12 protein-coding genes are annotated in these 12647 nt (G+C 33.3%); 3 read left to right on the top strand and 9 right to left on the bottom strand.

Translation table 11 applies throughout. The features are described 5' to 3' along the window. The 9 genes from AC1DOS_RS12730 to AC1DOS_RS12690 form a co-directional block, all read right to left on the bottom strand. On the bottom strand, positions 1-215 hold a 215-nt coding region (locus AC1DOS_RS12730), incomplete at its 3' end, for a hypothetical protein (protein ID WP_477537808.1). Between the two features lie 18 nt (positions 216-233). Continuing rightward, positions 234-1589: a hypothetical protein gene (locus AC1DOS_RS12725; RefSeq protein WP_477537807.1), complete on the bottom strand. Its 1356-nt coding sequence runs from the start codon at positions 1587-1589 to the stop codon at positions 234-236. A gap of 14 nt (positions 1590-1603) precedes the next feature. Then, positions 1604-2383, bottom strand: coding sequence for a glycosyltransferase family A protein (locus tag AC1DOS_RS12720; protein WP_477537806.1), 780 nt, complete (start codon positions 2381-2383; stop codon positions 1604-1606). A 29-nt stretch (positions 2384-2412) separates the two neighbouring features. Beyond that, complete coding sequence (locus tag AC1DOS_RS12715; RefSeq protein WP_477537805.1) at positions 2413-3300, bottom strand: glycosyltransferase family 2 protein; 888 nt, start codon at positions 3298-3300, stop codon at positions 2413-2415. A 208-nt stretch (positions 3301-3508) separates the two neighbouring features. After that, the gene (locus AC1DOS_RS12710) at positions 3509-4096 is read right to left on the bottom strand and encodes a sugar transferase (RefSeq protein ID WP_477537804.1); all 588 of its coding nucleotides are present in this window, start codon (positions 4094-4096) and stop codon (positions 3509-3511) included. Between the two features lie 59 nt (positions 4097-4155). Then, positions 4156-6006, bottom strand: coding sequence for a polysaccharide biosynthesis protein (locus AC1DOS_RS12705; RefSeq protein WP_477537803.1), 1851 nt, complete (start codon positions 6004-6006; stop codon positions 4156-4158). Positions 6007-6124: 118 nt separating this feature from the next. Beyond that, positions 6125-6895, bottom strand: coding sequence for a tyrosine-protein phosphatase (locus AC1DOS_RS12700; RefSeq protein ID WP_477537802.1), 771 nt, complete (start codon positions 6893-6895; stop codon positions 6125-6127). Positions 6896-6951: 56 nt separating this feature from the next. Further along, on the bottom strand, positions 6952-7653 hold the full coding sequence (locus AC1DOS_RS12695) for a CpsD/CapB family tyrosine-protein kinase (protein WP_477537801.1): 702 nt from the start codon (positions 7651-7653) through the stop codon (positions 6952-6954). Positions 7654-7657: 4 nt separating this feature from the next. Further along, positions 7658-8386, bottom strand: coding sequence for a YveK family protein (locus AC1DOS_RS12690; RefSeq protein ID WP_477537800.1), 729 nt, complete (start codon positions 8384-8386; stop codon positions 7658-7660). Positions 8387-8547: 161 nt separating this feature from the next. Between AC1DOS_RS12690 and AC1DOS_RS12685 the strand changes: the two genes are divergently transcribed. The 3 genes from AC1DOS_RS12685 to AC1DOS_RS12675 all read left to right on the top strand — a co-directional run bounded on the left by AC1DOS_RS12685 (position 8548) and on the right by AC1DOS_RS12675 (position 12165). After that, on the top strand, positions 8548-9387 hold the full coding sequence (locus AC1DOS_RS12685; protein ID WP_477537799.1) for an SGNH/GDSL hydrolase family protein: 840 nt from the start codon (positions 8548-8550) through the stop codon (positions 9385-9387). 13 nt (positions 9388-9400) lie between these two features. Continuing rightward, complete coding sequence (locus AC1DOS_RS12680; protein ID WP_477537798.1) at positions 9401-10339, top strand: LCP family glycopolymer transferase; 939 nt, start codon at positions 9401-9403, stop codon at positions 10337-10339. A 536-nt stretch (positions 10340-10875) separates the two neighbouring features. Beyond that, on the top strand, positions 10876-12165 hold the full coding sequence (locus AC1DOS_RS12675; protein ID WP_477537797.1) for a C40 family peptidase: 1290 nt from the start codon (positions 10876-10878) through the stop codon (positions 12163-12165). Positions 12166-12647 lie beyond the last annotated feature (482 nt).

Raw genomic sequence — 12647 nt, 5'->3', positions numbered from 1 at the left:
GTATATGCATTATTAGCCTTGAGACTGAAAAATCTTATATTATTTTCATTCCATTTAATTGTACTATCATTAAAAGAATTACTAAGTATAGAAGGAATTTTCACAATATCTACTTGATGATTATTTAAAATCAGCCCATTAATAAGTGCATTATTTCTTAACATTGCTGAAGAATTCAGATCGGTTGGACTTAATGTTACAAAAAGTATTCTCATCATTTATCTCACATTTCATTAAAGTATTTTTAAAAATATATAAATAACGCCCAACATAGTTGTTAATACAACCGAAAGAATCATTGTAATCTGTTTAGCTTTTTTACTAGATAAAAGATATCCGTCAATTGCTAGAGCAACCATAAAAGGATAATAGAAAATTATATGCCTAAAAGTAAAAGTAGTAGCTATTATACCTATGAAACATATTAAAAAAGATAAAGCTAACCAATCCATTTTAATTAATCTTCTTATTAGAAAGGGTGTCAAAAGTACTTGTATCAACACTCCGCAATAAACTAATAACATGACAAAATCAAATAAATACATATTTGATTCTTTAAATAAATTGAAAATATTTGGGAAAGGAATAATAAAAGCATAAAACGACCTTAAGATAATGCCGAATGGAATTAGTGGTTGTTCAAAAATAATACGGCTGAGTCCTTCCTCAGAAGTATTGTTAAGTACGTATTCAGAATAATATTCTAAGAAAGTATCGAATTTTACAGTCGCAAGAAAATTACTACCCATTATAATGGGAACTAATATCGCAAAAAGATACCTTTTTTTCAACTTGATTTTTTCAGCTAAGATAAGTAAACATAATCCCGCTGCAAAAACTAAAGCATTTTCCCTGGTATAAAATGTGATAAAGGTTAAAATAAACAATAGAATTAAATATAAAAACTTCCTTAAATATTTTTGATTACTTATCAATTTTTCAAAAATAAATACTAGCATTAATATTTGGAATAAATTAAGCGTATCTCTAAAAACATGCGCATTTATATATTGAATATTTGGAGTAAGCGCAAAAACTAAACTAATTATTTTAGTTTTTGTATCAGTAAAATCAGCATATTTTTTTATTAAATATTGGAAGATCATTACAATCCATATAAGTAAATGAACATTAATGAATCTGGGCAGAAATGTATTGTAACCATCATATAAATTACTAAAATTAATAATAGCTGCAATATATACAGAAAAGAAAGGAGCATTATCAAATCTATCAAGAACTGTTCCATTTAAAAAGGCCGGGTTATAAATATGCGAATTAACAACTAGTTGACCTTTCTCTTCAAATTGAATATCATCAGATCCACCCAAATAATAAGGACTTCCAAAAGCATTCATATTAGCAAAATAAACCAAAAAGATAAATATGATTGAAACAAAAAAAATAAGAACATACATTTTAGAATTTTCATAACTCTTACTAAGTATAAGTGGTATTGTAACGCAACCTAGTAAAAGATTTATTACTAGTACTGAAAGAGAGAAAGTCATAATAGAAGATACAACAATAATAGTTAACATAACTAATAGAAGAAGGATTTTGTTTTTATTTTTATTTACTTTTTTCATACATTTACTTCCTTTTAATTAGTTTTGTACATTTTTATACCATTTTTCATATGATTTATAGCTTTTAACAAACCCATATTTCCCTTGTAAACATTATGCTTTCTTAATGCATATTGTAATAATAAGGGATAAGAAAAATATTTTGAAAACGTCGCAAAAAAGACACCTTTATCAAAGAAAAATTTTTCATTGTATCCTGTAAACCACGTAGATTCATAATTATAAACATCTGCAATCTTGGTTGTATTTGAATAAATTTTTAGTCCCTTTTTTAAACAATCACTTATAAAGAGGCTATCTTCCCCAGCACTATAGATTGCTCCTCCTCCGAATAAAAGAGAAAAGAAAATATTTTTCTTGTAAATTTTTTCTCTCTTAAATGCTACACTTACAGCTCCATACTTTAATGAATTAAATATTCTCACGCGTCCATTTTTTTTTACTTTGTCTACCTTTCCATTTTCATCAAATACTGAAACATTAAATATAATCACATCCGCTTTTGGATTTTTTTTAAACKCGTTAAAAATTATTTCTTTATAATTTTCAACATATTTCATATCATCATCCGCTAATACACAAATTTCAGCCGTAGATCTCATTAAAGCATTATTTCTGCTTCTCCCTATACCTCGTTCTTTAAATGAATACATTTTGACAAAACCATTTTCGCTTTCAATAAAACTATTATTATCACATTGATTAATAATAATTGCTTTAGTATTAATATTCATTTTATTAATTATTGATAAGTCGTTTTGGTGCATTGTTGAAAGTAAAACTTCGATATCCATCTCGTACTCCCTTTTATAATTCCTATAAATTATAATTTCTTTAAAATTTTTATTGTATAAAAAGGACCATTAATAAATGCACAAACAGCGTTTCTTAATACAAGAAAGTATTTCCTTCTTTTTAAATTAGCATATGTTAGAACCGCGTAATGTCTGAATTTTATATAGCGTATTTCATTTGAAGAAAATAAATTGAAATATTCCTTTTTGAAATTATATAAGGTATTCTCTCCTGTTATTTTATTTTCTCCTGTAGATAATCCGCCATGGTTACTATGTATATAGGCAACAATATCACAACCTGACAAATAGCCAATTTTAGAACTTTTTTCAATTGTTTTAACCATTAAATAAAACTCGTCACCAATATCAATGGGATCAAAGCCACCTATTTTTTTTAATAAAACGCTTTTATACATAAAGGTAGCTGTACCTGTGATATGATACATTAAATGGTATTTCAATAATGTGTTTTTATCAAAACTAGTTAAATCGTTTCTTTTTCTAATATCCACGATTTTATCCTTTTTATTTTTCAAAACCAAATCCGTAAAGCACATCTCTAAATCATTAGACAACATATAATTTAACTGGTTTTTGATTTTTTCTGACTGATAAATATCGTCATCATCTAAAAAAGTTATATATTGTCCCGAAGCATTGGATATTCCACTGTTCCTAGTTTTTGCAGAACCCAGATTTTTAATGTTTTTTATATATATTAAATTAGTAAATTCCTGCTGCAATTTCGAAATAATCCCTCTAACAATATCTCTAAACTCCGAATCAGGTTCATTATCATCAACAACTACAATTTCTGTATTCAAATAAGTTTGATTAATCACCGATTTTATAGCTCTTTCCAAAGTATCTGTTCTCTTGTATGTTGGTATAATCACACTAACTTTTATTTTCATAAATCCTCACTTCATTTTTTATATTTTATAATTGTATTCAAATATCATTGTTTGAAATGAATACTATCAAATGAAAACTTAATATTTTACCACTATTCAAATAAATTATTTATATGGCGAGTGATAGTTAAAAACTATATTTACAAAAACGTAGTTACTAAAATATCCATTATACAATTCAAATATGTTTAAACCATCTATTAAAACATTATTCCCTTCGTCCTTCCTTAATACCATCTGATTTTAATACCCCTACTACTGTTTTAATGAAGATCCATATATCCAATACCAAATTTATTTTTTGAACATATTCGCCATCAATTTTTGCTTTTAATACAATTGACAATTCATCTCTTCCACTTACCTGAGCAAGTCCCGTCAATCCTGGATAAACATTATTTGCATTGTATTTGTCTCTTTCTTTAATTAAATCATATTGGTTCCAAAGAGCAGGACGAGGACCTACTATACTCATATCACCCTTGAAAATATTAATTAATTGTGGTAGTTCATCTAAGCTTGATTTCCTTAAAAAAGATCCTATTTTTGTTATATGAGATGTTGCATTTCCTAACAAGTGTGTTGGCATATCACTTGGAGTTTCCGACTTCATAGTCCGAAACTTTAAAATGTTAAAGTGTGATTTATTTATTCCAACTCTTTTTTGTTTAAAAAACACATTTCCTTTTGAATCCGTTTTTATTAATAAAGCTATCATCAGAAAAATAGGAGAAAGTACAATTATTCCTAAACCCGAAAGTAAAATATCTATCAACCGCTTAATATATGAGTACAAATAAGTTCACCCTTCAATCATCATTTAAAATAACAAAAGGACGCTTTTATACGTCCAAATCACCCAACAGCGTCTATTGCTTCCAGACTTTTAACTTCAACATTCTTACGATTAGCAGTACCTACAAGCAATTCCTTCAACTCTAATCCGCTAAGGGTAGGAATCTTCTCCAACAAAAACACTAATTCATGCTTAGTAATAGGTGTTGCCTTCCCAATATAAATCTTCGGAAAAACAACCTCACTCTGCTTCTCACTATCATTCATCAACTCTTCAAACAACTTCTCACCGGGTCGTATCCCCGTTTCTCTAATTTCAATCTCATTCTCTGAATATCCGGATAGTCTAATCAAGTTCTTCGCAAGATCAGAAATCTTAACGGGTTCCCCCATATCCAATACAAAAACTTCCCCACCATTAGCAAGAGTTCCTGCCTGTATTACAAGCCGCGAGGCTTCAGGAATAGTCATAAAATAACGAGTCATTCTTTCATCCGTTATTGTAACTGGACCACCTTTAGCAATTTGCTTTTTAAATAGGGGCACTACGCTTCCTCGTGATCCTAGTACATTTCCAAAACGAACAGCTGCAAACTTAGTATTACTTTCTTTAGCTAAATTCTGCACAATCATTTCAGCAAAGCGCTTTGTTGCACCCATAACATTAGGTGGGTTTACCGCTTTATCGGTCGAAACTAAAACGAAATTGGCTATACCGAATGTATCCGCTGCTTCTGCGACGTTCTTTGTACCGAAGATATTGTTCTTTACAGCTTCCATTGGATTTCCTTCCATTAAAGGAACATGTTTATGAGCTGCAGCGTGATAGATTACATCTGGTCTTAATTCATCTACAATATCAAATATTCTCGCACGATCTTGTACATCCGCAATGACAGGTTTTAGTTCTGTCTCACCAAGGAAATTATTTCTTAGTTCCATATCTATCAAATAAATCGAGTTTTCACCATGTCCAAGCAAAATTATCTGTTTCGGGTTGAATCTCATTACTTGTCGGCAAATTTCCGAACCAATGGAACCACCTGCTCCAGTTACTAAAATTGTTTTACCAGTTATGTTATCTGAAATCGATTTCATATCGAGTTTTACTTCTTCACGACCAAGTAAATCTTCAATCTTCACATCGCGGATATCGGTTACCGATACTTTCCCAGTCATCAAATCTTCGATACGTGGAATCATTTGTGTTTTAACACCTGTATCTACTGATATTTTAGCTATATTAGTAGATTCAAGTTTTGATAGAGATGGAATAGCTAAAATAATATGTTCGATTTTAAATTTTTCTACAAGTTCTGGAATATTTTCGACTTGTCCTTTTACTCGTAGACCATAAATCTCTAGACCTTGCATTTGCAGGCTATCATCAACAAACATGACCGGATTAAGTTCAGTGTTTTCTTGATTGTTTAGAAGTTGCCTTGCGACCATACTTCCGGCTGCTCCTGCACCTACAATTAACGTTTTTTTCTTAATACTTGAATTGATTTTGAAAAACGAATCCCTCATTAATCGCCAAGATAATCTTGAACCACCAATGAGTAATATATGAAGCATCCAAGTAATTAATAGGGCACGAACTAATATATCTCCACGATTTACATATTGAATCAATGCTACAAAAAGAATGGAATACGTCACTGCTTTAAAAATCCCGGATAGTTCATTAATCGATGCATATTCCCAAACCTTACGATATAAACCGTAATAACTAGCTAATAAATGATGCGCGACTAAAAGAGACGCAGAACTAATTATAAAGTAACTTAAGTCACCTCTTATTGAAGGATTCCCCATGGGATATAAGAAGCAATATCCCGAAAATATCGAAAAAAGAACTATACACGAGTCAATAAACACTAACAAAGATATTCTTTTTTTGATTGTCATACCATCATTCCCTTACTTTATTCCTATTTCGACAACTAATGTCACTAGTACTTATTATACAGGCAGTGTCAACAAAAAAATATGTCGCATTTTGTCGAATAATCATTATAAATTAAGGTTACGAAAATACTTTCCACCATTTCGCTTTGCTTATTTCATTAGGTTCTAATAAGAYCATTTCTTGATTCGTCAAAATTCGCGCATTATTTTCAAGTAAAATATCTACATTTTCATGCATTTTACACTTATCTAAATACTCAAGGCCTTTATCAAACAAAAATGGTCGTGTTGAATTATTGTGAACGTCTGACCCATACACATGGACTAAGTTTGATTCTACCAATTGAATAGCCGTCCGTTGAATTGTTTTACCGAAATGTCCTGCTAAACTTCCTGCTGTAACTTGAGCCAACGCTCCATGCTGAACGAGTCTTGCTAATCGACTCGGTTTTTCGACAATAGCTCGATTACGTTCTGGGTGAGCGATAATTGGGGTTTTATTTTGATTCATAATCTGTTGAATGATTTGTGTTGTGAACGCTGGAATTCCTTGTGATGGCAATTCGATTAATACATATTTCGAATTGGCGAGCGCTAGTGCGTCCCCTGTCATTAAATGCTGAGCTGTTTGATCGTTAATTCGTATCTCTTGTCCTGTGAAGATGTTAATTGGAATACCAAGCTTTTTACATTCACCATTTAAATAGCTTACCTGTTTATTAATTTCATCAACTGTTGTATGGAATTGTTGATGATAGGCATGTGAAGTTGCTATAATGTCGGTTATTCCTTCTTTTACCGCTCCCTTCAAAAGTCCTATCGATTCATCAATTGTTTTAGGACCATCGTCCACCCCGTGCAGTATATGACTGTGCATATCGATAATCATGTCGTCCCTCTATCCTATGTGATTTAAACAAGACAAAAGAGCAAAGGTATACCCCTCTACTCTCTTGTTCCATAATATTGGTAATAGCCTTGATCTTTAGTTAATTTATAATTATTTATGACTACTCCTAAAATGTGAGCTTTTGCTGAAACTAGCAAATCTTTCGCTTTCTGCGCATGATCTTTATTCGTTTCTTTCGAGTTTACTACGAAAATAGTACCTTCACATTTATTACTTAGTATTTGTGCATCTGTTACTGATAGCGTAGGTGGTGCATCAAAGACGATGATGTCATACCGTTTTTTGAGTTCATTTATTAATATATCCATCGACGTGGATGATAACAATTCTGCTGGATTTGGCGGGATAGGGCCTGAAGTTATGATGTGCAGTCCTTCAATTCCTGTTTCTTTTACCGTTTCATCAATCGAACTTTGACGTGTCAGTAAATTAGATAATCCTAATGTGTTCGTTACATGAAATGTATAATGAGATGTTGGCTTTCTCATATCAGCATCTACTAATACAACTCGTTTATTTTCTTGTGCAAACACAACAGCTAAGTTTGAGGAAGTCGTTGATTTACCTTCTCCCGGAGAAGATGAAGTTACTAACACCGTTTGTAGTTCACCTTTCGGCATAGAGAAATTAATATTTGTTCGTAACGTTCTATATTGTTCAGAAACAAACGATGTCGGATTAGAGTTTGCAATGAGTTTGCGGGCTACTTGTTGTAAAACTTTTTTCTTCTTTGCCATTTCTTTATCCCCTCTTCCGTCGTTGGGCAATTGATTGATTCGTTGTGACCATTTCACTATCTGGGATTGGGCTGACTAATCCTAGTATTGGGAATCCTAAAGAATCTTCCACATCTTGTTCTGTTTTAATTGATGTATCTAAGTATTCTAATAGGAAAGCAATTCCCACACCTAGCATTAATCCAACTACTGCTGCGATCGCCATGTTTAACATTGGATTCGGTTTAATCGGTGATGGGTTGTCCGGCAACTGTGCAACAGCTAAGATGTTGACATTGTCCACGTTCATTAATATTTTAATCTCTTCTTGAAACACTGTTGCCACGGAGTTCGCAATCTTTACTGCATTTTGAGGGCTTGGGTCTTGCACTGTAATGTTCACTACTTGAGAGTTCTGTGCACTGTTTACCGTTATTTTACTGTTCAGTTCACTAGCACTTGACGTAATATCTAACTCTTCTACGACTTTATCTAAAATTACAGGACTTTTAATAATTTCATTGTATGTATTAATTAATTGCAAATCACCTTGAATAGTAGCTGGGTTTATTGCAGTTGCATCTACTTTTTCTTGGTTGATCAGTATTTGTGTGGATGCTTCGTAAATCGGTGTTATAAGAACATAACTAATAACTCCGCTGATTGTAATGGCTAGTATGGTTAATATAGCAATTAAGGACATTCTTTTTCGTATTGTTCTACCTACTTCTTGCAAACTAATAGTTTCTTCCATCAATGATTGACTCCTTTTATACACAGATATCGACAATAATCATCATTATATCACAATTTTTTTCCAATAGAAGGCTATTTTCTGGAATTACATGTGCTGCTTTCCATGACTTTATGCTATTGTAAAGAAAATGCTGATTATTTATATAGAAGGAGATGCACATGAACAAAACTAAATTAATTACAACTTTCGTCATTATCGGATGTATTGTGACTTTATTTGCAAGTTATAATATTTATCAATCTCGTATACAATCGATAACCAATCCTTCTGTAAATGCGTCTGATAAAGTAAGTCCAAACAATAATGAAATATCCAAAGAAAATAGAACGTCTGATAAAAAAATCGATCAATCAAAAAGTGATTCACTTACTGCGGAAGAAATCACTTCTCTTACTGCTAATATGTCAGATGAAGCGAGGACTGTTTTCACTTCCCGACTAGAGTCTAAAGAGAAAATTCAGTTGTTAGTGATTGGCTCTTCTTCTATAGAAGAAGGAACTCCTGGTTATGGAGAATTGCTATCTACCGACTTATCAGAAGCTTATGGTGAGTTGATTGAAACCACTTCCATTACTTTTGATGGAAATACAGCGGAGTTAGTCGATGAACTAGATGGTGATTTAATTGATTGGTCAAGCGATTTTGATGTCGTTTTATTAGAAGGAATGAATTTATCGAATAATGGCGTAGTCGTTGTCGAGGATTCAATTGATCATATCGAAGAAATTAATGATCGGATGAAACAAAATGTAGTAGATTCCGTCTTATTAGTGCACCCTTCACAACCATTAGCAAAAGCAGCCTATTATCCAAAAGAAGTAGAATCATTTAAATCGTATTTAACTTCTAAAGGCTTTACGTATATTGATCATTGGACAGAATGGCCAGTAGGTAATGAAGATGAAATGAATATATATTTAACTGAAGATAGCGAACCAAATGATAAAGGTGCTGCACTATGGGCATCTGCTTTATCAACATTTTTCACAGGAAAATAACGGAGGTTAATTTATGAAGCGTTCAGATGCAAAGAAGAAGAAGAAAAAGTGGCCTTGGATCGTAGGAATTTTAGGAGTTCTCGTTGTAATAGGCGGAGTTTATCTATTAAGTGTTTATATGAGCTTCACGGCAACATTGAAAGATATTCATAGTCCAATTGAACGCGAAGTATCAGATATGCGCGTAGAAGAAGTAAAATTAGAGAAAAAACAACCGTTTTCTGTCTTAATGCTCGGTGTAGATGAACGTAAAGGTGATGCAGGTCGTTCTGATACAATCATCGTGATGACGGTAAACCCAAATGATAAATCTACTAAAATGGTCAGTATCCCTCGTGATACGTACACAGAAATTATCGGTAAAGGCTCTATGGACAAAATTAATCATGCGTATGCCTTTGGTGGCATCGAAATGTCTATGGAAACTGTAGAGAACCTTTTAGATATACCGATTGATTATGTCGTCCAAGTCAATATGGAAGGTTTCGAAGATATCGTTGATGCTGTAGGCGGCGTAAATGTAAACAATACTCTTGATTTTTCCGTAGGCGAATATAATTATCCAAAAGGAAATATCACTTTAGATGGCGAAGAAGCTTTAGCATATGTTCGTATGCGATATGATGATCCTAACGGAGATTTTGGTCGACAAGATCGTCAAAAACAAGTAATTCAAGCCGTCATGAGCGAAGGTGCATCAGTTAAAAGTTTGGTCAACTATCGCAGTATCTTTAATGCTTTAGGAGCTAACGTCCAAACGAATATGACTTTTGATGAAATGATGGACGTGCAAAAAAATTATCGTAATGTCGTTGGAACAGTTGATCAACTGTACTTTGAAAAAGGCACAGGTGGCAAAAAAGATAATGGTGTTTGGTATTATGATATGAATCAAGATGAACTAGCCGAAAAACAAGCAATACTGAAAGAACATTTACAACTTAAAAAATAGTATTAGCCTCATTCGAGATTTTCGGATGAGGTTTTTTTATATAGAAATAAAGTATGCAAAAAGCAGCCGAAATTGCATCTTCGGCTGCTTGTTTTTTATGAAGTGAGTGTCAATTCTCTAGTAAACCAAAATAAAAATCCTGTTTTCATTAATGTTGTAGGGGAGCGACGAACGCAAACCCGCTGCAGGATTACCTACAAGAAAGAGAACGTTCGAAGTGACTACGTCACTTCGAATGTTCTCTTTTATTCCTGTGGCTATGGTGTAGCAAGTTTGCAGTCCATAGCGACCCGGAAACAATAGTCGACACTGTTTTCTGCAAAGTTACTCACTTATCCCTAAATTCCATTTCAACTTTATAGGTATTCAGATATGCGTATGATATTTTTTCTATATCTTTCGAATTATACTGGTACAAACTATCTAACTATTCTACTTTTCTATCAGAATATACAGAATTATATTGTCAAATCGTGGCATTACAATTAGAATAAAAAGTCAAAGGATATAAAATTCGCTAAATAGGGAGATTATGTATGAAAAAAATTGCCTTTTCAGTACTAGCTACTTCTGCATTAGCAACAATGATTGCAGTTGGGGACGCGGAAGCAAGTTCTTATACCGTTAAACCTGGTGACTCATTATGGAAAATTGCATCTGCAAATGAAACTTCAGTTTCCCAAATAAAAGTATTAAACAACTTATCCACAGACTTTATTTTTCCAAAACAAACATTAAACTTATCAGAGACTAAGGTAACTGCTCAATCCACACCTGTTGCAGCTAAGACAGCTGAAAAGCCAGCAGCAACCTCTACTCACACTGTTAACCGTGGTGATACTTTAGGTGCGATCGCAAACAAATATAAGACGCGCGTATCGTCTATCCAATCGTTAAATAACATTTCAAATCACATTATTTATCCTGGACAAGTGTTAAAAATACAAGGCACTCCAGCTAAAACAACTACAGTCTCGACACCAGTAAAACCAGCTGCACCTAAAGTAAATGCTCCCGCTCTTTCTACTACATCTACATACATAGTAAAAAGTGGTGACACATTAGGTCGAATTGCGAACCTTTATAAAACGACAGTAAAAAACATACAACAACTAAACGGCATTTCTTCTCATATCATTTACCCTGGACAAGCGCTAAAAGTTTCAGGTACTGTGCAAGCTAAACCGACTGCACCTAAACCAGCTACACCTGCTCCAAAACCTGCTGTGCCAACAAATCCTGCAAACACAAATTACACAATTGTGAGTGGAGATACGTTGTCAGGTATTGCTTACCGTCACCGTACGACAGTAGACCAATTGATGAAGTGGAATAACTTAACGTCAACTTCTATTCGTGTTGGTCAAAAATTAAAAATTGGAGCATCTGGTGAAGTTTCACCTATCTCTGCACCTTCTAAAGTACCAACAGCACCTCCAACAGTAGTTGGCAACGCACTTTTTGAAAAAGTGATCGCAATTACTACGCCTTTACAAGGGATTCCTTATGTATGGGGTGGTGCATCAACTTCAGGATTTGATTGCTCAGGTTTTATCTATTATGTATATAAACAAGCAGGTCTAGATGTCTCTCGTACAAACACGACTGGTTTTGATGCTCGATCTTATGATGTGTCGAAGCCTCAACCAGGTGATTTAGTCTTCTTCTCGAACACATATCGTCCTGGCATTTCTCATATGGGTATCTATATTGGAAATAACCAGTTCATCCATGCTGGTGGAGATCGTGTTCAAATTACAAGCTTGAGTAATTCTTACTGGAATTCTAAGTTTGATAGCTTCAAACGGTTATATGCTGCAGATTGAGTTCATATTATAAAAACTTGCTAGAATAAAAGTTAAAGAAATTTGACTTCTATTCTAGCTTTTTTAATGCTTTGTCAGATCTATTCCCTGATAAGTCAACAATAAACATAGCTATATAAGACATGCGAAATCTAGCTCGACTCCAGAAAGAAATGAGGGGAATGCCACTCAAATCGCACTTTGCATAGGAACTGGTGTCTTTCTCCGGAGGAATGGTGTCCGTCTCCAAGCGAATGCTTGGAAACGTTACGCGAATGGATGAAAAGCTATAATAATTGGTTGAAAACGTTACTTAATTGGTGTCGGAAACCCAAGTTGAACGGTGAAAATCCACAGTGAGTGGTCGAAAACCAATCTCCAAGTTGAAGGTGTAGATTAATAAACTTATACTTTTTCAAAAAAGGCGATTCGAAAGTCTATTTTTAAATAGACCTTCAGAATCGCCTTTTTTTATTCTGTTGCTGGTGCTTTTAGTTCTGAAC

This window comes from Paenisporosarcina sp. P5_A11, from assembly GCF_056400705.1.
Note: the sequence above shows the minus strand (reverse complement) of the source record. Positions and strands in the feature narration are given on the sequence as shown.